This is a genomic window from Allorhodopirellula heiligendammensis (genome assembly GCF_007860105.1).
Classification (GTDB): Bacteria; Planctomycetota; Planctomycetia; order Pirellulales; family Pirellulaceae; genus Rhodopirellula; species Rhodopirellula heiligendammensis.
This window is the reverse complement of sequence record NZ_SJPU01000003.1, coordinates 545,955-567,149: the sequence shown is the minus strand read 5'-3', so window position 1 is coordinate 567,149 and position 21,195 is coordinate 545,955. Positions and strand designations below refer to the sequence as shown.

The following is a 21,195-nucleotide window of genomic DNA, read 5'->3' as shown; positions in this document are numbered from 1 at the left end:
CGAGACGCTCAACATCCCTGTCGGGCGTTAACTCGAATGAGCGGGTGACAGATTACGACGGGCAATTTGACCCGCCGTTGAAAGTTCCAACTCTGATCCGACCTGTGGGTCGGCTAAGGCAACGCGATGAACGTTCCGGACACCACTGCGGCTTCGACGATAATCGCGCGACGCTCCAGAGGTGGACGCTGAAAGAATTTCGGTGTGGGAGACCCAACTCGGTAGTAGCCTTTGCTGTAAATGTTCTCGCATGGCGGCTGCACGGTCGCGAGGTAAGGCAGCATGGGCATCGTGACGAAGAAACGCGTGCCCGAAGCGAGAGGTTGGAAACAGCCCCAACGCTCGTGACCATGCCGTTCGAGCATCCGGTCTTCAAAATACAGGGGATGCGAAAATGTGTTTGGCGCCGCCCAAGGACGGATCAATTCGGGCCATGCTGCTTCCCCGGCCAACAACGCTCGCTCATCACCGTCTTCAGGCAACGCAATCATATTGAGTTCGTCCCCGGCGCTCACTGTTTCCGGAATCCGCCCGTTGCCAATCGGCTTTTGGTCGGTAGAAACAGCTCGAAGAGGCGGCAGTACGAAGCGTCCCTGTTCGACTTCAGGATATCTTGGCTGGATAAAAGGCTTAGCCAACACGCCTTCATTGTCCTTGACCGCAGGATCCAGCTCATTCGCTGCGGGAGTAGTCGCATCGTCAGGATCAGCTACTTTGTCGGGTTCCTCAGATGTGTCAGGGATCGATAACAGACCGTCATCTTCGGTTCTATCGTCGTCGTCGAGCAACTGCCGCAAACGCTCGGTGCGTTGTTCGTCCGCGGAGAGCGTACTGTCCGCATCCGAATTCAGGTCGGCACCCAGGCCAAGCCCCGCATCAGCAGGCGAGACGCCATTAGAAGCCGCAGCATCCGGCAGACTCCCCGGAACTGCGTCGCCGGCGGGCCCTTGGTTCGCGAGCATCATCGCAAACGAAGCAGTCGACGACCAACTAACGGAGGCCTGCTGAGCTTTGACGGGAATCGCTCCGCCATCGGCCCACAGCCATGCCGCCCCAACGCCGTGCGTCGCACCAATCGCAGCTAGAAAAACGAGAAACCGGCGGCGGACAGTGTATCGGCTTGGCGAGCGGTGGACCGCCATGTAGCCCTGTGGTACGTCGCCGAACCACCAGTCCCAGATTGAATTTGACATTACGATGCGTCTTTCTTGCCGTGTCATGTGAATCGAAAAGCACATGCCGAGTTTTCCCGACAGCCGTTTTAATCGGCGGGACTCAACGCCTGAATCTAGGAGCAACTGGCAAAACCGGTCTTCCCGGTGGTACCCGTTGGGTGCGACCCGTACAAGCGTTACAACTTCCAATCGGCATCCCCACACCAGTACTCGTCACTCTCCCCTCTAACCACACCCCGTCGTCGTGTTCATCGAAGTCACCGACCCCCAAGACCCGCGTTTAAACGCCTTCCGCGATGTGCGGATCCGAGATCCCCGCAATGGTTTCATCGCTGAAGGCTCATTGGTGGTGCGACGACTTCTCCAAAGCGAATTATCGTTGCGATCGTTACTGCTTCACCGTGGGCAAGAATCGAAGTATGCCGCACTGATCCCTGACTCAACGCCAGCGTTTGTGGTCGATCCTCAGATTGGGGAGCAGATTGCCGGCTACGATTTTCATCGCGGCGTGTTGGCTCACGGCGAGTGCCCCACCATGCTGGGGTGCGAGGAACTTGCCCGCCGCCGACCGCCCACCGCACTCGCACTCATCGGGATCAGCGATCCCGAAAATGTGGGTAGCCTGCTGCGTTCGGCGGCTGCTCTTGGTGTTCACGATATATTGATCGGTCCCCAAACCATCACTCCGTTCGCTCGCCGAGTCATCCGGGTCAGCATGGCCTCGGTTTTTCATCATCGCTTTTATCAATTCGATGAACCTGTTAAACAAATCACGCAGCTGCAGACCGAGGGCATCCAGTTCGCCGCCACCACGCCCGCTAAGGACGCCATCGCAATTGACACTTTAGGCAGCGAACTTGCTCGCCACGGAACTGTACTGGTTGTCGGAAATGAGGCCAGCGGGCTCGACCGCGCCGTCCAGGATGCTTGCTCCCTTCGCACCACGCTGCCGATGCACGAATCGACCGACAGTCTCAACGTGGGTGTCGCTGGTGCGATCTTTTTGTACGAGTTGAGCAAGCAACTTCGATGAGCCAGCACTTACTCGATGCATTCATGCAGAATGCACGGCTCCGGCCGGATGCGATTGCGCTGCGTGCTCCCAACCAGCCTGCACAGACGTGGGCAGAACTCACTGTTGAAGTTAATCGGACGCGTCAGCAAATTGAATGCTTGGCTGATGAGTCCGTTCCGCGAGGTACACGTCATCGCGGAGCGGAGGGTATTCGTATCGTCTACGAAAGCCGCAATTTGCCCGCCGACATCGTAATTGCAATCGCTTGCATGGCATCAGGTGTCATCGAGATTCCGATCGATGCACGACTGCCGACGGCGATCCGGCGACAGATTTCCAGTCGCAGTAAAGGTATCGCGTGGGAAACTGTCAATAAGAACGCTCTACCGGCGAGAGATGACTTTGCGTCGGCACTGCACCAGTTGGAACATTGTGCGGCCCGCGTTGATCCTCATCAACCGAGTCTTGTCCTGTGGACCAGTGGCACGACCGCTCAACCGCGTGGCGTGATGTTGTCGCAGCACAACTTGACGACCAATGCGAAAGCAAAATTGCGTGCGGTCCCGCAATGCCCGGAGGACATTCGACTAACCCTACTATCGATTGCCCATGCCTACGCGAGAACTTGCGACATGGGAACGTGGCTACTCTCGGGTTGCGTCTGGACGCTCGACTACGGCACCCGCGGGCTCGAGCGAATCGATCCCGCCTACCCACCGACAATGATCAATTGCGTGCCGGTTGTGGCACGGGAGATCGCTGCACGGCTGGCATCAAATGATCAACGTCTAAATCAACTTGCTGTGCTTGGGTGCGGCGGGGCGGCCATGGATCGAGATTTATTCGTTAGTCTTCGGCAACACGGCATTGAGGTGATTCAGGGATACGGATGCACCGAAACGTCGCCGGTCATTTGCAGCTCGGCCATTGGCAAGACAGCGGAGGGATTGGTCGGCCCGCCGGTGGACGACTGTGAGATCCGCATCCGTGATCGCCGATTATACGTGCGCGGCCCCAATGTGATGTTGGGATATCTCGATGATCCAGAAGCAACCGCAGCAAAGATCGATGGGAATGGATGGCTGGATACCGGAGATCTGGTCGAATGTCAGCCGGACGGGCAGTTACGAATTCTCGGACGAGCTGATGACGTGATCGTACTGGAAAACGGTTTCAAACTGCATCCGCTGCCAATCGAACAGGAAATTGTTCGGAATCATCCCTGCGAGTACGCTGTTGTCCTGTCAGTCAATCAACAGCTTATCATTGCGTTGCAGATTGAGACGCTCGATCAAGATGAGATAGCGTCCACGATCGAACCGCTCCTGCCGCCCAACACGTCATATCGATGTGAGCGGCTTGTGCCGCCCCTGTCACTCGCGCGGGGGGAGTTAACGCCGAAGAAAACGCCGCGCCGCCGCGTCATTGCCACACGTTTTGTGGAACCGTAACGGAAGTTGGATCGCCACCTACAATCCGACAAACGGCACTGGTACGAGCAACGCGTGCTGGCGAACCCAGGTATCAACACCGTCCCAGCTCGTATACTGACTCCCCCCGAGGACGATGAGATAAACGACTACGATCGCAGGTGCGACTAGCAAGCGAACAGTCCACCGCGAGACGATGGTGCAAATTCGTTGAGTCTGCCCACGGTGAGTTTCCTCTCCTGCATCCGCAGCGGTTCGAAGCCGTCGACATCGCCGCAGCGCCAACCCCGTAGCGATCCTCGCTGGCAACATGAACGAGACGAAGATCAGGCAGGGCAACCAGGCAATTTCTTGCGGCGTCGCTTCGATCTTGAGCAGATACAGTGGGAGCGGCAAGACGACAAGCGTCAGAAACATCGCTCCCGCGTAGCTCCATGGAGCATACCGCAGGTCGCGCCGTACCTGCCGCCACTGGAACATCGCTCGAAATCGTTTCTCAGCAGCGAAGTGGGCCTGCAACATGGGCAGTGTCAGCAGCACATAACCAAGCAAGATCAATGCGATCACACCGATAACTCCTGCCACCGCTCGTTGACCATCGCGCGTGACAACCATGATCAGCATCGCCGGGAGCAACCAGATTAGCGTTCCCGCTGCGCCGCGAAGTCCCAACCAAAACAGCATTGGAAGTCGCAATGAGACCGCAAATTCCCAAATCCGATCAGCTGTGTTGGACCACGTCTCCGGGCGCCATACTTCGCGCAAGAATCGCATGGGTTCGGGCCACACAAAATGCCATAACCGACCACCACGAACCCAGGCCCACCACAGGTAGACGGTTGTCAATGCGGACACGATAATCGCCAGCATGCGAAGTGCCACCGCTGCTCGCGAGCTCGGCTCAATGATCGCGACGACAGACTCCCAGTGCACTAACATGCGAATCGGCAATGAAGCCAGGCCCAGCGAGGCAGCGATTACCCCAATCTGTCCCGCTTTGGTCAGTCCAGGCAGACTGTGACGCAGCGTTTCGCCACCAGCCAGTCGTCCTGCCACAAATAACAAATAACCCAGCACTGTGATCTGCAGCACCGGAATGGCTGTCACCACAGCCAGCAGTAACACGAGCCAGCCCAGGCACCATAGATTCCACACAGTTGCTGCGAGCAGTGCCCAGAGGTGCCTCGCCCACGTCAACTCAAGGCCGTTCGCTACCCCGGGCGGCGCGTCAATGACGGTTTCCTGCGACAACTGCCGCTCGGAAGAAATTGGATCGACCGTGCCCGCCCAGCTCATCGGGAACCTCGTCTCGAAATCACTTTCATGTTCCCCAAAATTTGAGTGACCGTAAGAAAATAACACGTGCCGCACGAAATGTAGCCGCCGTCGCCAGACTGCGGATTCGCAGTCTGGCGCACCTAGCCAACTGTCTTAGACACGTGTCCTAACCAACTAGCTTCGGTTAGGTGAGTGACTCAACGTCATACGTCACCTGTTCGCGACGTTGGTCGAGTCGACCGATCGTTTTCTCCACCAAGTGTAACAGTTTATCGGCCGCGCCCTCGAATGCATCGCGGACTGTGGTGCTGTGATGACGCACCGAAATGGGTTTCAGACCGCGTAAACGAGCTTCCATCACACACCGCTTGTCGAGGTCCTCATTATGCCCGACATGTTTGTCATGAGCATGCTCCTCCGCTAAAAACACCTCGATACGTGTGATCCGTTGCTCGTATCGCTCCAACGCGTTCTCAACGGATTCCTGCACGTGAGCATAAAGTGCTTCGCCGCCTCGGATGTGGTTGTCGGTGTGAGTTTGAATCTGCATTTGGTCATCCTTTCACTGGTGAAGATGGGGTGAGCGACATGCGGCACCCAGCTAAATTATAGTGCAAACGCCACACCACATCATCTCTTTGCGTTAATATATCACCCCATCGCGGCAACTTGTCGCCCCCCAGTCCCTATTCGGAACGCAGACCATGCAAACCATCTATTCTGGAGGTGTTTTCAGCGACTCACTCCCTGATGGGCGAGCTGGCGGGGAGGTTGAACTCGCCCCAGCGGGAGTTTCCGTGCGCTGCCCCGACGGGGAATCCTTCGTCATTCCCTACCGCGACTGCCAAGTCGAGATGGGAGGCTATCACGGCCGGATGATCTTTTGTCGCAATCCCGATCGTTCGCTCACCATCTACTCAGATGATTCCAAGTTTCGCCGAGACCTTTCTCTGGCGGCGGCGGGAACCCTTGATAACCAACTGGCCATTTCCCACCGGCAACGTCGCAGTGAGTCGAGGCGCAGTCTGTTTTATGCGTCGGCGTTCCTGCTCGCGCTGGCCGTGTTGGTTGTTGGAGGATATTTCGGCATCCGACGCGCTGCCAAAGCTGCGGTGCTGGCATTGCCCACCAGCGTCGACGAGCAGATTGGAAATGCGGCAATGAAGTCGATGACTTTGGAGGGGCCACCGGTGAAGGACAGAGTCGTCGTTGACGCGATGCAGACGATCGTTGACCGATTGGCCCCCGCAGCGGCCATTCCAGGACTGAAATTCAACGTGCAGGTCGTCGAGTCGCCGACAGTCAATGCTTTTGCGCTGCCAGGAGGACACATTGTCATTTACACGGGGTTGATCGAAAGTGCAAAGACGCCCGAGCAGGTTGCCGCCGTCCTGGCGCACGAGATGTCCCACGTGACATTGCGACATGGTCTGCAGCGTGTCGGCCAATCGCTCGGCGTGTGGGCTGGGTTGACACTGTTGATCGGCGATGTCAGCGGCCTGATGGGCGCCGGGGTCGATCTTTTTCACACCGCATCGATCAATCACTACTCCCGCGAACACGAGAACGAGGCGGACCGTGAGGGCGTGCAAATGCTCCAAGCAGCTAGGATCGACCCGGCTGGCATGCCCCAGTTTTTCTCGATCATGGCGAAGGATCATGCTGAACTACCAGGAATTTTCACGTGGGTCAGCACGCACCCGGACGAGGCGTCTAGAATAGCCGACGTCAAAGCTCAGATTGCGAATTTGCCGCCGCAAGAGTATCGCCCTCTCGACATCGACTGGGCCGAAGTGCAGACACATCTTCATAACCTTCCCGCTAATCAACCGCAGGGCGAATGATGCAAGCCGAAATTCATGACCGACCCTCCTTCGCCAACATCCGAGTTCACTTAGAGCCCGGTGAAGAGATCATTGCCGAAGCGGACGCCATGGCCAGTATGAGCGCGTCGATCGAGATGAAGACGCAGTGGAGTGGCGGATTCGTCAATGGTGTCCTGAAACGAATCTTCGGCAGCGAGTCCATGTTCGTCAACACGTTCTCTACACAAAGTGGTGGCGACATTGTGCTCACTCAACCCTTCCCCGGCGACATCCAGTGCCTCGAACTCAACGGGAACACCATGTTCCTGCAACCAGGCGCATTCATCGCCTGTGAACCTGGCGTGAAACTTGGCTTGGGCTGGGCGGGCTTTCGGATGTTCATCGCTCGCGAAGGATTGTTCCGACTCAAAGTCAGCGGCAAGGGACGTATCTGGTTCGGTGCCTATGGCGGAATTTTCCAACGTGAAATCGATAGCGACTACATTGTCGATACTGGGCATTTGGTAGCCTACGAACCGACGATCGGTATTCAAATCGCCATGGCAGGCGGTCTGTTCTCAAGCTTTTTCAGCGGTGAAGGTTTAGTCACACGGGTGTCTGGGCCTGGCCGTATTTATATGCAGTCGCGATCGTTCGACGGTCTTGCGGCATGGACCAATTCGCACCTCTACTGATTCATCATGCAACATCAACTGCTCGCCCAACCGGCGATGTCGATCGCTAAATTGTCCATGCAGGCTGGCGAATCGATCACCTGCGAAGTCGGTGCGATGATCGCCATGACCAGCGGTTTTAGCGTCGAGACAACGTCCCGAAATAAGGGCGGCGGCGGTGGTATCGCCAAAGGTCTCAAACGCATGTTTGCCGGTGAGAACTTTTTTCTCAATCACTTTACCGCCACAGCTTCCGACCAGACGCTGATGATCGGTCCTGGATTGCTAGGCGATATTATGCACTACCCGCTCGCCGGCAGCACGCTGATCGTGCAGGGATCAAGTTGGTTGGCATCGGCCGTTGGAATTGAGATCGACGCAACTTGGCAGGGCTTCGGGAAAGCCTTGTTCAGCGGCGAGGGAATGTTCTGGGTTAAGTGTAGCGGTAGCGGTGATCTCTTCCTGAATAGTTTTGGCTCGATCTACCAGGTTAACGTCAACGGCGAATACGTGGTGGATACCGGTCACATCGTGGCGTTTGATGACACCTTGCAGTTCCGCATCGGAAAAGCCGGCTCGAGCCTTGTCGGGAGTATTCTCGGCGGCGAAGGCCTGGTTTGCAAATTCAGCGGCCAGGGCAAACTCTATTGCCAAAGTCATAATCCACCTAGCTTTGGTAAATTGCTCGGCCCCAAACTCAAGGCACGATAAAGCACCATGATCAGCATCGCCTGTAACAATTGCCAAAAACGCTACCGATTGGACGACAAATTTGCTGGCAAGAGAGCCAAGTGCAAAGAGTGCGGCCAAATCATGGCCATCCCCGCCCCTGCGGCGAGTGATGATGCCTACCTGCCACCCGCGCAGGACCCACCTCCTGCGCCTGTGGCGGCAGATCTAGCAGTCACTCCCGCGAAACGACCAACTCCGCAACCCCCAACACCGCCCTCACTCCCGGTCGCCAAACCAGCCCCGATCGCTGCCGCCCCGCTCGCCACCGGCGGAGCGTCACCGGTCCGGCCAGCGACGACTTCCGCAACGGGTCCCGCCGCTACTGCGGGGCGCGCTCGCGGGGAGGAATCGAAAACACTGCGTGGGACCACCAGTCAACTGCAGTACGAGATCAGTCAACGTCCGGATTTCTCAATCGTCAACATCCAAATACCGCAAGGACGCAAGCTATATGCTGAGCCTTCTGCGATGGTTTCGATGACACCATCGATGCACTTGGAAGCTGGCTTCAAAGGCGGTCTCGGAAAAACGCTAGGTCGGATGCTGGGCGGCGAGAGTTTAATAATCAACACCTTCACTGCTCAAAGTGGCCCCGGTGAGGTGATGTTCGCTGGCGGTGCAGCAGGTGACATCGCCTATCATCGCCTCGAAGGCAATTCGCTATACCTTCAACGGGGCGCGTACATGCTCAATAGCGAAGGCGTCGAAGTCTCCGGAAAATGGCAGGGTGCCAAAGGATTCTTCAGTGGCGAGGGGCTCGTTTTGCTCAAAGCCACTGGCACCGGCGATATCTTTTTCAATTCCTACGGCGCGATTATTCCGATCGACGTGACGGAGGGCTTCATCGTCGACACCGGATACATCGTCGCCTTCGAAGAGTCGCTGCAGTACCGCGTCACCGTTCTGCCGGGACTACGCACCGCAGGGAAAATCAAGTCGTTTTTCTTCGGCGGCGAAGGACTCGTATGTCAGTTCGCTGGCACCGGCCGCGTCTGGGTACAAACACGCCAGGTCAAATCATTTCTATCCTGGGTCCACGGCTTTCGACCTACCAAGAGCAACTGAGTGCCGGAGCTCCTCCTGCAGAAGTTCGCGTTTCGTCCAGACAACCGTGGGTGTTCCAGAAAACGTATTCGAACAATATGATTCACCTACTCTTCGTCGGGTTGCCGCCCTTCCAGAGAGAGACTCATTTGCTCACCCGATCTGACATTGGCAGTAATCTCAGGTGCAATTGTTTCGAGTGCCTCAATCACTAGCTCGGCAGTAGCCGCCGCGCCCTCTGGACTGAAATGGGTGGTGTCGGTCACCTCGAAGTTGTAGGCGGCACTGGCCTCTGGGCCAATTCGATTGTGGTGTTCCACGCTGATCACGTTGAGATCGATGAATAGAACCTGTTGCTGCTGTGCCAGGTCCCGCGCCGCCGTTGCATAAGCCGCCAAGCTCGCTTTGAGACCGCTCGTTCGTGGTTCAATTCTCCCATTCTCACCAAAATTACGCCGGGTCACCGAACTCAGAATAATGGCTTTGGCACCCGCCTTTTTCACTCGTTCGACATACGACGTCAACTTATCGCGATAGAGATCCGGCCCATACTTCTTTTGATCATTGTGTCCGAACTGAATCAACACGTAGTCCGGGTGCTGATTCAACAATTGATCGAGCGTACTGGATAACGATTCGAGTGTGGCTCCATTCTTGGCCACGTTGATCACCCGGGTGTGCTCACTAAACCGTTCCGAAAATGCTGGCCCCCAACCGTACGTTGTCGCGACGGTCGAGTCGCCAATCAGCCCAATGGTGAGTTCTTTCGGTTCTGTGCTAGCAGAGGCGAGTGCCGAATGGATGAGCAACAGTAGCGTGAGGAAGTGCGTTTGCATGATGCGTCGTGATATCGAGGAGGGTTCAAGATAGATGCCAATCGTGGCGTGACCGGTACCAGTTGGTGGCCTACCCGAAGCATCATACTTGGTCTCGACTTTGCCATGGGAAGCGCTGCCATGAGAAGCACTCTCATGGGGAATGTGACTGGCGCCAGCCCAGGCGTTGTGACCGGTGGCAGGACTACAACACATCCTGTTCAGGCGGTCGTTGCTGGGAGGGCACCGACCGAGCCTGTTTTAGCGCATGCTTGATTGGAGCGACGGTCGACTCCAGGGCTCGACCGATCGCGGTGACGATCTCGTCGTCAACCTCGCCGGTCCACTCATTCATGTAGAACTTCTTGACTTCGATACCGAGTGATACGCCCGAGCCAGGAAAATTTTCATGGACCCAGCGTGAGAACCGGGTCGCACGAAATCGAACATTGCGGCGGACATCGAGCGGTCCACCAGGAAAATCAAATTCTTTCATTGCTCGTTCGAAGCAGCTCACGACCCCTTCGCAACGATCTAGATCCATGCCGCCGGTGCAAATGTTGATCTGTGGGTTTTCAAGGATCTCCGCAAACGCCGACGCGGGGCCTTCGCGATGATGGTTGTAACTGTGTAGATCGTAGACAAAGAATGCACCATGGCGACGTTTAATCTCACTTAGCAGCTCAAACATGAAGCTGTAGAACGCATCATAGATTGCCAGCGAACGATCGACGATATCCGGCTCAAGTGGCTGCTTCCAAACATGAAGCCCCCAGGCGTCCTCGGGCGTTCGATAGACAGCATCCTTGCGAAGTCGGTTGAGATCGACTTCAAATCGGCTCCGCAGGCCGACCACCTGCGTCGAAGCGATGCGCGTCCATCGGCTGGTGAACGAATCCTCTTCTCGCAATCGATCCGCTTCACTGATCAGCAATCGCTCGGCGATCTCGGGCCGTACCGCGTGCCCATCATGAATCGCAACCGCGACGATGGGGCCATCGCTGAAGTGCACTCGAACAATATCCTGCACTAAGTCGTTGGGGGGATCCATTGACAATCCATTCCGTTATTCATCGCAGCGCGTTCTCAGGCAGCGAGTGGATTTCCTGCCAGATAATGCCCTGTCAAAGCGATCGCCATGGCGTCCGCGACGTCATTTGGCTCCGGCACCGATTCAAGCCCCAACTGCAACTTCACGGCGAGCTGCATCTGCGTCTTGGATGCCCGCCCATTGCCCGTCATGACTTTCTTCACTCGGGTCGGCTCGTAGTGACAGATATCCAGCCCCGCTTCGCCTGCGGCGAGACAGATGACACCGCGGGCGTGCCCCATCAAGATCGCAGTGCGGGGACGTTCGTAGTGGGAAAACAACTGTTCCAAGGCCATTGCATCAATGGGATGCGACGCGATGACCTCACGGATTCCATCACTGAGTTCCTTCAAACGCATCGGCAGTGTGTCACGGGCGCGGCTACGAACAATCCCCGCCTCGACCAACCGTAGGTTACCACTGTCACGGATAATCACCGCGTACCCAGTCGTATTGAGCCCCGGGTCAATCCCCAAAATACAACGATAGGCGTCAGGTCGATCGGCTACGAACTGCGTTCCCACGACGTTCCCTCTTTCTTGTCTAGGAGTGCGACCCCGAGTGCGGCCAAACGGTCGCGAATGGCGTCGCCGGTAGCGTAGTCCTTTCGCTCGCGAGCTTCTTTGCGAAGTTCAATCAACAACTGCACAACCCCATCGAGTAATTCGGTCGCCGACTCATCACCGCCCGCTGCGATCGGTGGCCGCATGAACAAACCGAGCACGCGAGACAATTCCGCGATCACCGCAGTGGCGCGTACGAGGCGACCGACGGCGGCCGAGTCCGTGTCGCTGCCCCCACCGAGCTTCTCGGAGTCGATGTAGCGGTTGAGCGTTCGCAGGGAATCAAACAGAACGCTGATCGCCAAACCTGAATTGAAGTCATCATCCATCGCGGCAAGAAACTTGTTGCGGATGGCGTGGATCTCGCACAACAACTCGTCCTGGCCGGGATCGAATTCCCCCTCAGCTCGTAGTCGTGGCGCGTCGAGATCATAAAAAGACTGCCCGGAGATCTCGGCAAAACGATCGAAGAACCGGTAGAACGCTTCGAGCGATGTGCCGGCCTCCGCCAGAGTTTCTTCGTTGTAGATGATCGTGCTACGATAGTGGGTCCGCAGGAGAAAAAATCGAATGCGCTCGCCAGTCTGTGTGCGAATCAGTTCCGCCAAGCCACCGGCGCCCTTACTACGGCTGATTTTCCCCGCAGCAGCTTCCTCAACCGATTCCGTTCCATCAGCAGCCGCCGTCTCACGATCTCCCTTGCCACCAATTTTTCCCTTTTCACCCGCCCGCATCAAACCGTTGTGCATCCAGTACTTGACCATGGGCGCGTCGTGACGGCAGGTGCTCTGGGCTCGCTCATTTTCGTGGTGCGGGAACATGAGATCCAGACCACCGCCATGAATATCAAAGGTCTCGCCCAGAATTTCGTGGCTCATCGCTGAACACTCAATGTGCCAGCCGGGACGGCCGTCACCCCACGGGCTCTCCCAACTCGGCTCGCCCGGGCGAGCCGATTTCCACAATGCGAAGTCACCAGGATTGCGCTTTTTCGCCGCAGCCCCGCCGCCTTCGCCCTGCTGAGCATCGACGCTCCGGTTAGACAATTGCCCATAACCGGCGTCTTTGGTGACGTCAAAGAACACGTCGCCATCCACCGCATACGCGAAGCCTTTCTCCTCAAGTGATCCGATGAACGCAATAATCTGATCCATATGATCGGTTGCCCGAGGCAAATGGTTGATCTGGTTGACGCCGAGCTCTTTCAGGTTGGCGAGATAGTCCGCCGTCATTTCGACAGCGATCTGGCTCATCGGAATGCCGCGTTCTTGGCTCTTCTTAATCAGCTTATCGTCGACGTCAGTGATGTTGACCACAAAGGTAACTTCGTAACCACAGTACGTGAGAAACCGCTTGATCGTGTCAAAGATGACTGGGCCGACCATGTGTCCGATGTGAGATTCGGCGTAAACCGTCGGACCGCAAAGATACATGCCCACACGTGGCGGACGAAGTGGCGAAAACGGCTCTTTGGTCTTGCTGAGCGTATTGTAAACCCGAATCGAAGGGCGAGAATCGCAAGCAGTGTCGGCAGAGGCGGGCGAAGTGGCGGTCGAACTCATCATTTCACGAACGAAAATGGAAGGGACGGGTCGTTATCCGTCGGTAAACGGATGTCAATAGAGCGTCAAAAACGTCGGCGAAAACACCAGCGGTGCATCCACCTGGGAGTATAGGGGAGATCGGCATCCCGGGGCGAGTCCATCTTGAAGACGCCCTCCGGCAGCAACGGCGAGCCGGTTGCATCGGTCACCCCCCGTTCCCTTCAGACTCTAGCCTTCGGAGACCTTAGACCGCCCCTAGAGCAGGTGCTTCGCTTTGACGTCGAGATATTGATTGACTAACGGGGCCGTCAGCTCGTCTGGGAAGGCGTCAACGACGAGGACGCCGCGGTGTCGCAAACCAGTCAAAATCTCTTCACGCCAGACCAGAATATCCGCAGCTGCGGCGGCGCGATACATCGTGAAGTCATCGATTGATTCACTCGCCGGTGGCGGAAGCTCCCCCGCAGGCGTCGCTGCGATCGCAGCCAACGCGGCATGTTGAGGTGCATCAGCCGCGACAAACATTTCGCGGTCGCGCAACAATACCCCCAGCGGCAAATGTGTCCCCGTAAGATTGGAAAGATAGTCGACGACTACTTCCGCGTTGACTTCGTCGACCACATTGGTGACTAGCGTGACCAGCGAACGGCGTTTGCACCGAGAACTCAGGTGCAGGAATGCCAGGTCGTATCGCGACTCGACCATTCGGGGGAACTGATCGAAGCCCGCCTGCAACAGCCGATTCATCTGGCTGGCACCCCCGCGTGGTGGGATGTATGCGTGCACGCGATCGCTGAAACAGATCATCCCCACGGCATCCCCCTGCTGCAGCGCCACATACGCCATCATCAGCGCCGCGTTAAGAGCATGATCCAACAGTGAGTACCCATCACGGTGGTTTGTCATCATGCGTCCGCAGTCGAGCATGAAAATCAACCGTTGGCTTTGGTCGCTCTGAAATTGACGCACCGTCAGTTTGTTTCGCCGTGCAGTACTCCGCCAATCAATATGTCGGTAGTTGTCATCACGCGTGTAATCACGGAGTCGCTCGAAGTCACTGTCCTGGCCGATCCGGCGGGTACGACGGACGCCGATCAGACTGAGCCGGTTGGTGCGGGCGAGCAAGGCATAGTCGGCAAGCTGTTTCATGTCGGGATAGATGTTGACCCGGTCGTGAACGGCGAGCGTCACCTGTCGCTGCCACAGACGCAGTGGACTGCTAATCTTCAAGTAGCATTTTTCCAGTTCGAACGCACCCCGCCGATGCGCCGTCAGTCGCGCCAGCGCCTTGGTTTCCATGCCAGGCAATAGATCTAACGAATGCACGGCGGGCTCAGCCGTGAAGTACTCCGGGAGGTCGTCACAAAACTCCCCAACCAGTCGCATCGACGTGCGATTACGAAGACGCAGCGTACTCTCCATCGGAACACCTAACGAACCGGACCGCCCGATCTCGCGTGTCACCTCGATCCCTGTACAGGAACCGCCTCCACTGCCCCGCCAAAGTAACGCGAAATCAATCGTTGTGACAATAAGAATCATGCCATCGACCAAGGCGACCACGACCAACCAGTCAGGTGAGAACACCACCAGCACGCTGCAGATGATCGGAATGGCGAGCAAGCCAGCCCACAAACGCGTGGGGAAGACTCGGGTCGCCAACGCCACAATCACCAGGGGCAGGCTCAACATCACCAGCAACAACCAAGGTAATTGGCTCAGCCACTGCATTTCCTCCCCCATGTCGGAAGCGAGTTTCGATTGGGCTATCAGGAAATGCATTGCGAAACGAAAGTTGAACGTTGCGAAGACGTCGTCTTGAAATCACGGTGGGTGTGAGCTCTGGCACGCATCACATTTTACCGGCCGGCCGGATGCCTGAGCCATCGCGGTCGGTAAGTCGGTCGCCAAGATCAGCGCGGGCAGCTTCAGCATGCTTCTCCAGCAGCGCGACGACATCAGGATGTTCGTCAATCACATTCGTCGTTTCGTTGACGTCGTTCTTCAAATCAAACAGAGCTCGGCCGATTTTTGCAGTCTGGTAATTCGATGGAATGCCGTCGCTGCCTCCGGGCTGCCCCGCCAGCGTGCGGTAGGAATGAGGGAAGTGTAACTTCCAACGATCGTTTCGAATCGCTTGTAGCTCGCCACCACCGTAATAGCAATAGAACGACTCGTGCGGAGACTTGGCTCCAGGCTCACCCAACATCAGGGGTAGGATATTTTTGCCGTCTATAGGATGGGTGGGCAACTCCGCACCGATCAATGCGGCGACCGTCGGCAGAATATCAATCGTCGACGCAAGTTGATCGCAGGTCGTGCCGGCGGGGATTTCCCCGGTCCACTGCATCAGCGTGGGCTCACGGTAACCGCCTTCAAACATTGTTCCTTTGCCCTCCCGCAACTTCGTCGTACCAGCGTGGTCTCCATAGGACAGCCAGGGACCATTGTCAGACGTGAAGATCACCAACGTGTTGGAATCCAACCCCTCCTCGCTCAATGCCGCATTGATCTGGCCTACCGACCAATCCACTTCCATCACCACATCACCAAACAGACCGCGTGCACTCTTGCCTTTGAACTTGTCAGACACGTACAAGGGCACGTGCACCATACTGTGCGGCACATACAGGAAGAATGGATTGTCTTTGTTGCGATGAATGAAATCGACCGCATGCTCAGTGTACTGGGTCGTGAGCTGCGTCTGATCCTCAGGGGTCACCTTGGGATTGATGATGTCGTTGCCCTCGAACAACGGCAGATCCGGCCAGCGTTTGAGTCGCTCGTCCATCGGCAGGTGCAGCACATTGGGGTGGTAAGGCCACATGTCGTTGCTGTAAGCGAGCCCAAAATACTCATCGAATCCGTGCTGCAGAGGCAGGAATTTTTTGTGGTGCCCTAGATGCCATTTACCAAAAATGGCGGTTGCATAGTTCTGTTGTTTGCATAGCTCTGCCAATGTCATTTCATCGGAATGGATGCCCATCCGCGCGTGAGGCCCGAGTGCTCCAGAAATTCCCACGCGGCGATGGTAGCACCCCGTCATCAGCGCTGCCCGCGAGGCAGAACAGACCGCTGAAGAAACGACAAAGTCCGTGAAGCGACGACCATTCTTCGCCATTGCGTCTAGGTTAGGGGTTTCGATCCCCTGTGCACCGAACGGTCCAATATCTTCATAGCCCATGTCGTCAATGAAAATGACAACCACGTTGGGTGGGCGATCGCTGGCATTGGCATTCGACACTGTCCATGCAGCGAGGCAAAGCAAGATAGCGAAAAAACGCATCAATTCGTTCCAGATGGGTAAGCTCAGGTGGTGAATTCGATCTCTCGAGCACCCATCTTACACTGCTCCGGCCCGGCACGTTGATGCGTTGAACGCCGAAGACAAAAATCACAACCCACGCGGTTTCGCAACCATATTGCGGGATGTTGGGAGCCACCGTAGCCAAATCGCGCCACCCATCAGAGCTCAAACGCATCGATTCTATTCCGACACGCGACAGCATCCCCACCGACGGGCATCCCCACCGACGGGCATCCCCACCGACGGGCGTCCCCACCGACGGGCGTCACCGTCGATGGAGAGAGTTCATCGCTTCGGACGGCCGGAGCCATCGGTCGACATTGATCAGCGGGTAGGCTGAGCAGCATCGTCTGCGCTACTTCGGCGGGTGATCCGCTGGGTCTTGGGAGCCAGATAGTGGGTCGCCTCTTCGGCAACCAACACGGTATCTCCACTTCGAACCTCGGTTCGGAAGCGGTGATGCCCACCAGTCTCCGCACGAGCCACGATCGTCATGCGAACCTCCTGTCCACCTTCGATCACAGCGATGGGCTCGACCAAAACCTGTCCAGTGACAACCTTACCGGCGTGTCCTGTGATTTCTTTGGGCTCGATTCCGTTGCTGAACTGCGCGATGGCCTGGACGTCGACAGCCGGTTTGCTACCTCGGTTGCGAATCACGATTTCATACGTCACATCCTCGCCAACGGGGGCGGGTGCCGACGGGTCGACGACCGACAACACGAGGTCGGCAATCGCTTCAACGCTCGTATCTAAGCTGACGTTGGTTTGACCAGCTGCGCTGCCCTTGCAATCGAATGCGAACTGGTGCAGGCCGGTCGAATCCATGCTGCACTGGAATTGGTACTTCCGTACCGCACCAGGAGTCAACGCCGCGATCTTCCAACGTAGCTGATTGTCAATCATCGTCGCGCCTTCCAGGCCACCTTGATAGGTCACGCCAACGGGCAGTTGCAGAGTTGCAACGACATTCTCGCTAGCTGCGGTACCCTGGTTGGTCAGCTCCAATTGGTAGACGGCCTCGGTGTCCTGATACTTTACCTCCGGCCCTGTCAACTCTGCTTCGAGGTCGGCGGCAAGAACCCGCACGGTCTTGTCAGCTTCAGCTTTCAGTTCCAATTCACCAATGGCCAACCCGTGAATCTTCAGTTCGCCAAGGTCCTGGGCGGTCAGCTCAACTTCGAACTGAGCCTCTTTGCCGGCAGGGATATCACCGATCCGTTGACTCTGGGGCGAACGGGAATCAGGGCTCAAGGTAAACACCACTGCGGGCGCGATCCCATCACCGGAGTTCAACACGCGGATCTGATACGTTTTCGATTCGCCAAAGACGACTTCATCGGGACCGTCGATCGTGAGTGCAAGCTCAGGTTCCTGCACGGTGACCTGAACGACTCGTTTCTGTGGAGCGAGAGTCCAGTCCACATCGAGATCATGTGTTCCCGAGCGTGCGGCTTTCAATCGTACACTCAGTGTTTCGCTTTGCCCCGCATCAAGTCGTTCAATCCGCCACTGCAGATTGCGGACTTGCTCTTCAGTCGCGGCGACAACATCACCACGCGACGCCTGCTGACCGACGACATCCGCCCAGTCAGGAATGTGAGCGCGGACGACCAACCCTTCGGCGTTGATCGAGCCTCGGTTCTCCACACGAATCTCGTAGGTGTGGGTCTGCCGAATCATGACTTGGCGAGGCCCTGCGGTGACCACCCGGATCCCAGGCAGTTCGGTCGCAGAAGTATTCGAGTTAGGTGCAATGTTGTGAGCGACCGTCGGCGTGCCGGGGTGGTGAGGAGCGATGGCCTGTGGCATCGCACGCATCGCGTTGGGTTGCGCTACACCGTTGCTTGATGCCACGGCACCGTTGCTTGGTTCCACGGCAGGACTGTTTTCACTGGAGCTCTCAGTTTCGCTGGCAAAGGGCGCTGCACCAATTCCATGATGGCCGTAGCCGGCACTGTGATAGTTGGGTGTCTTCTCGCTAGCAACAGTTTGCCCGCGGGGTGCGAAGGCGTCCCCCTGAGCAACTCGTGGCGTGTCCTGTTGAATGGGTGAACTGCCCCCAGCGATCTTTTCGTCGTCGACTGGCAACCGATCGCTGATGGGCTGTAGTGCGACATCAGCTTGACCGGTGGGAGCTAAAGTCGGGGTACCGAGCGTAGCTGTGGGACTGGTAGAGGCGACTGCCGTGGGCAGCGCTTGCGGCAACGACTGCAGCGGCGCTGGCTTGTCTGCGCTCGCGTGGGATGGTGCTGCCGCAAGTGAATGATTCTCGGCGGCGTCATCGCTAATCGATGCTGGCAAAGTTGACGCCCTGCGTGGAATCTCTCGCCGCGCGACATGCGGCGTGGTCGTACGAGGGGTCTCAACCTTCTGCGGTGTCTGGTCCGTCAGCGTACTCTGTACAGGTTCCGATTCGCTGCGGCGCGACGATGTGGAATCATTGGCAGCGACCGTTTCCTTGGCGGGCGTGTCTGCTTGTTTGGCAACGATCGCAGCAGGTGCGCTCCGGATTACCTTGCGGCTGACCTTCGGCACCAGCTCCACTGGCTTGACATCGACAGCGACAGCGGCTGCGTTTGGTTTTGCAACCAACGCAGGGGAGTCGCCCTCGAGGTGAACAATCGTGGGCTTGGGCTGCAGGCTGGGAGGCCGGCGACTGCTTTGCGTCACCGATAATGGCTCAGGACGCCCACTGCTGCTGATATGTGCAGTCGCGCCGGATTCCACCTTGGAAGTAATTCGACGTGGCGTTGAGGTAGCCGCTGAAGGTGGCGTTGGCACCGCTGAGCGTGAGGCCCCCGAATCGCTGGACATCGGACGCGGGGCACGCGCGATCTGTGCGGCACGACCGCCGGCACCGGGATCTCGAATGGGTGCTTGAGGGGTCGCTGCGATGCGACCATCATTGGGATTGTGAAACGGAATTCCATTCCAATTCACTTCGCGATCGCTCGGCACGGGCGTGGCTTTACGATATGGCTCATCGCCCTGACCGTCGTCACTGGAACCACGGCCAAACAAACCGCTGAGGATGCCACCGGAGCTTCCTGCGACCTGCCGAATTTCCTGGGAATGATTGTGCGACTGAGCCGATACGTGTTGGCTACTGGACAGCCCGCACGAACTCGTGACGACGGCAGCGGCCAATAACTTGGCGAAGCAGCTCGATCGGCGCGGCGAACTCAATGGAAGAAAAGGGAAATTGCGGGTCATCGGATTCTCGCCTCGAGGCACGAAAGGGTGGTTCCATCGTGGTATCGGCTGTGCCACGCATGCTTTCTGAATCAATTTTGCCGCTTGTAACGATTTCTCTAGAAAACCTGGTTGTGACAGCCTCTTAAAGTGACGATAAATGCGTCCAGGTTCCTCTCCACTTCTCCCAAACATCGATAAAAATGTCCCGACGCGAAAAAATTGAAGAGATGCTCCTGGACGACCCCAGTGACACGTTTTTGCGATATTCATTAGCGATGGAACATCGCAGTGAGGGCAATCACGACGAGAGTTTGGAGCGTCTGGGTGAACTGACACGGGATGAGACGCCCTACGTCCCAGCCTTTTTCATGGCGGCTCAACAGCTCGTCGATCTGGCTCGGATCAATGAGGCCCGGATGCTATTGCGGTCCGGGATCGAAGAGGCCCGCCGCCAAGGCGACTCCCACGCGGCGGCAGAAATGAGTGAATTGCTCTCGTCTTTGGGCAGTCTGGGGGAGTCGCATGATGCCGACTCTGGCGACGACGACGATCTTTGAACGCCATCTCAACCCGCCATCACTCCACCACGGCGATCGTGTTGCGATTGGTGGATTTCAGTGAGACCAGCCTGGTCGTCACGTTGCTGACCCGTGATTTAGGGCGTATCTCCGCACTCGCCAAAGGGGCGCGGCGGCTCAAAGGCCCCTTTGAAGGTTCACTCGATCTGCTCTCGGTGTGCCGGGTCACGCTCATCGCCAAACCTGGCGATACGCTTGACCTATTAACAGAATCGAAGCTCCGCCGCCGGTTCCGTGGAGGTGAGCGTTCACTCAGCCGCACGTATGCGGGCTACTACATTGCGGAAACGTTGCGGTGGTGGCTCGATGATGCCGAGCGACATGAAGCGGTCTTTGACCTGACACTGTCGGCGCTCGCGCTCATTGACGGCAATGGCCCCATCCCAGAAACCTTGTTGGCCTTCGATTGCCAGTGCCTGCGTTTGCTTGGCCATGCCCCCACCACCGAAGTCTGCTGTGTATGTGGCCAAAAAATGGGCCACAAACTCGCATCGCAGACTGGACATATCGCTTTCTCGGTGGAGGGCGGCGGTGTGGTATGTGCAAACTGCCGCCCCCGCCAAACGTCGCTGGCACTCCTGAGCAAACCAGCGGTAGGAGCGCTCCAGGAACTCGTCCAACCTTTGGGAAATTCCGCGGATTCCCAACCTACGAGTGGTGCGGGCGAACAGCGATATGATTTTCCACTCAGTTCGCTGTTGCCACGAGTACCAGAAACTTCGTATCCCGAACTGCGTGGTTTAATCAGTCGATATATGCAGACATTGCTCGGCCGGTCACTCCGGATGCAGCCGTACCTGCCGACAACGATGCGCTAACGGAGCTGTTTAGGCAGCACAGCGATCCGATAATCATGATGGAAAATTGATGCCCGCTCAGAAGCACATTCGCAATTCGAAACCATCGCGAGTCCAAACTCAGCGTTCACGCTCGGCATGTAGGTGCCG

Annotated in this window: 18 protein-coding genes; 8 read left to right on the top strand and 10 right to left on the bottom strand. The window is 57.1% G+C overall.

The genetic code is table 11. The features are described from left to right. Positions 1 to 113: 113 nt before the first annotated feature. Positions 114 to 1,193, bottom strand: a complete 1,080-nt coding sequence (locus Poly21_RS22100) for a hypothetical protein (RefSeq protein ID WP_302120143.1) — start codon at positions 1,191 to 1,193, stop codon at positions 114 to 116. Between the two features lie 226 nt (positions 1,194 to 1,419). Between Poly21_RS22100 and Poly21_RS22095 the strand changes: the two genes are divergently transcribed. Both Poly21_RS22095 and Poly21_RS22090 read left to right on the top strand, forming a co-directional pair. Beyond that, positions 1,420 to 2,208, top strand: a complete 789-nt coding sequence (locus tag Poly21_RS22095) for a TrmH family RNA methyltransferase (RefSeq protein ID WP_146409212.1) — start codon at positions 1,420 to 1,422, stop codon at positions 2,206 to 2,208. Continuing rightward, entirely contained in the window at positions 2,205 to 3,641 is a 1,437-nt protein-coding gene (locus Poly21_RS22090; RefSeq protein ID WP_146409211.1) for an AMP-binding protein, read from the top strand. The genes Poly21_RS22095 and Poly21_RS22090 overlap by 4 nt, the downstream gene beginning before the upstream one ends. Before the next feature lie 18 nt (positions 3,642 to 3,659). Here Poly21_RS22090 and Poly21_RS22085 read toward each other — a convergent pair whose 3' ends face one another. Then, positions 3,660 to 4,916, bottom strand: a complete 1,257-nt coding sequence (locus tag Poly21_RS22085; RefSeq protein ID WP_146409210.1) for a DUF4013 domain-containing protein — start codon at positions 4,914 to 4,916, stop codon at positions 3,660 to 3,662. A 166-nt stretch (positions 4,917 to 5,082) separates the two neighbouring features. After that, the gene (locus tag Poly21_RS22080; RefSeq protein WP_146409209.1) at positions 5,083 to 5,448 is read right to left on the bottom strand and encodes an HPF/RaiA family ribosome-associated protein; all 366 of its coding nucleotides are present in this window, start codon (positions 5,446 to 5,448) and stop codon (positions 5,083 to 5,085) included. Between the two features lie 154 nt (positions 5,449 to 5,602). On the opposite strand from Poly21_RS22080, the gene Poly21_RS22075 reads away from it, so the two are divergent. The 4 genes from Poly21_RS22075 to Poly21_RS22060 are packed head-to-tail and all read left to right on the top strand — an operon-like array spanning position 5,603 to position 9,174. Beyond that, positions 5,603 to 6,742: a M48 family metallopeptidase gene (locus tag Poly21_RS22075; RefSeq protein WP_146409208.1), complete on the top strand. Its 1,140-nt coding sequence runs from the start codon at positions 5,603 to 5,605 to the stop codon at positions 6,740 to 6,742. Further along, entirely contained in the window at positions 6,739 to 7,398 is a 660-nt protein-coding gene (locus Poly21_RS22070) for a TIGR00266 family protein (RefSeq protein WP_302120138.1), read from the top strand. The genes Poly21_RS22075 and Poly21_RS22070 overlap by 4 nt, the downstream gene beginning before the upstream one ends. Before the next feature lie 6 nt (positions 7,399 to 7,404). Continuing rightward, on the top strand, positions 7,405 to 8,088 hold the full coding sequence (locus Poly21_RS22065) for a TIGR00266 family protein (RefSeq protein ID WP_146409207.1): 684 nt from the start codon (positions 7,405 to 7,407) through the stop codon (positions 8,086 to 8,088). Positions 8,089 to 8,094: 6 nt separating this feature from the next. Beyond that, positions 8,095 to 9,174: a TIGR00266 family protein gene (locus Poly21_RS22060; RefSeq protein WP_146409206.1), complete on the top strand. Its 1,080-nt coding sequence runs from the start codon at positions 8,095 to 8,097 to the stop codon at positions 9,172 to 9,174. 86 nt (positions 9,175 to 9,260) lie between these two features. On the opposite strand, the gene Poly21_RS22055 is transcribed toward Poly21_RS22060, so the two are convergent. The 7 genes from Poly21_RS22055 to Poly21_RS22025 form a co-directional block, all read right to left on the bottom strand. Continuing rightward, positions 9,261 to 10,184 (bottom strand): rhamnogalacturonan acetylesterase, encoded by a 924-nt coding sequence (locus Poly21_RS22055; protein ID WP_302120137.1) that lies wholly within the window; start codon positions 10,182 to 10,184, stop codon positions 9,261 to 9,263. After that, the gene (locus Poly21_RS22050) at positions 10,174 to 11,019 is read right to left on the bottom strand and encodes an N-formylglutamate amidohydrolase (protein WP_146409205.1); all 846 of its coding nucleotides are present in this window, start codon (positions 11,017 to 11,019) and stop codon (positions 10,174 to 10,176) included. The genes Poly21_RS22055 and Poly21_RS22050 overlap by 11 nt, the downstream gene beginning before the upstream one ends. Positions 11,020 to 11,054: 35 nt before the next feature. Next, on the bottom strand, positions 11,055 to 11,582 hold the full coding sequence (ruvC, locus tag Poly21_RS22045) for a crossover junction endodeoxyribonuclease RuvC (RefSeq protein WP_302120134.1): 528 nt from the start codon (positions 11,580 to 11,582) through the stop codon (positions 11,055 to 11,057). Continuing rightward, positions 11,564 to 13,183, bottom strand: coding sequence for a cysteine--tRNA ligase (gene cysS, locus Poly21_RS22040; protein ID WP_146409492.1), 1,620 nt, complete (start codon positions 13,181 to 13,183; stop codon positions 11,564 to 11,566). The genes ruvC and cysS overlap by 19 nt, the downstream gene beginning before the upstream one ends. A 237-nt stretch (positions 13,184 to 13,420) precedes the next feature. Beyond that, positions 13,421 to 14,947 carry a DUF58 domain-containing protein gene (locus Poly21_RS22035; protein WP_146409204.1) on the bottom strand — a complete coding sequence of 509 codons (1,527 nt, stop codon included), beginning with the start codon at positions 14,945 to 14,947 and terminating at the stop codon, positions 13,421 to 13,423. A gap of 70 nt (positions 14,948 to 15,017) precedes the next feature. After that, positions 15,018 to 16,451 carry a sulfatase family protein gene (locus tag Poly21_RS22030; protein ID WP_146409203.1) on the bottom strand — a complete coding sequence of 478 codons (1,434 nt, stop codon included), beginning with the start codon at positions 16,449 to 16,451 and terminating at the stop codon, positions 15,018 to 15,020. A gap of 345 nt (positions 16,452 to 16,796) precedes the next feature. Beyond that, positions 16,797 to 19,688: a COG1361 family protein gene (locus tag Poly21_RS22025; protein WP_146409202.1), complete on the bottom strand. Its 2,892-nt coding sequence runs from the start codon at positions 19,686 to 19,688 to the stop codon at positions 16,797 to 16,799. A 182-nt stretch (positions 19,689 to 19,870) separates the two neighbouring features. On the opposite strand from Poly21_RS22025, the gene Poly21_RS22020 reads away from it, so the two are divergent. Both Poly21_RS22020 and recO read left to right on the top strand, forming a co-directional pair. Further along, the gene (locus tag Poly21_RS22020; protein ID WP_146409201.1) at positions 19,871 to 20,227 is read left to right on the top strand and encodes a hypothetical protein; all 357 of its coding nucleotides are present in this window, start codon (positions 19,871 to 19,873) and stop codon (positions 20,225 to 20,227) included. Next, positions 20,224 to 21,066, top strand: coding sequence for a DNA repair protein RecO (gene recO, locus Poly21_RS22015; protein ID WP_146409200.1), 843 nt, complete (start codon positions 20,224 to 20,226; stop codon positions 21,064 to 21,066). The genes Poly21_RS22020 and recO overlap by 4 nt, the downstream gene beginning before the upstream one ends. The last annotated feature ends 129 nt before the right edge of the window (positions 21,067 to 21,195 follow it).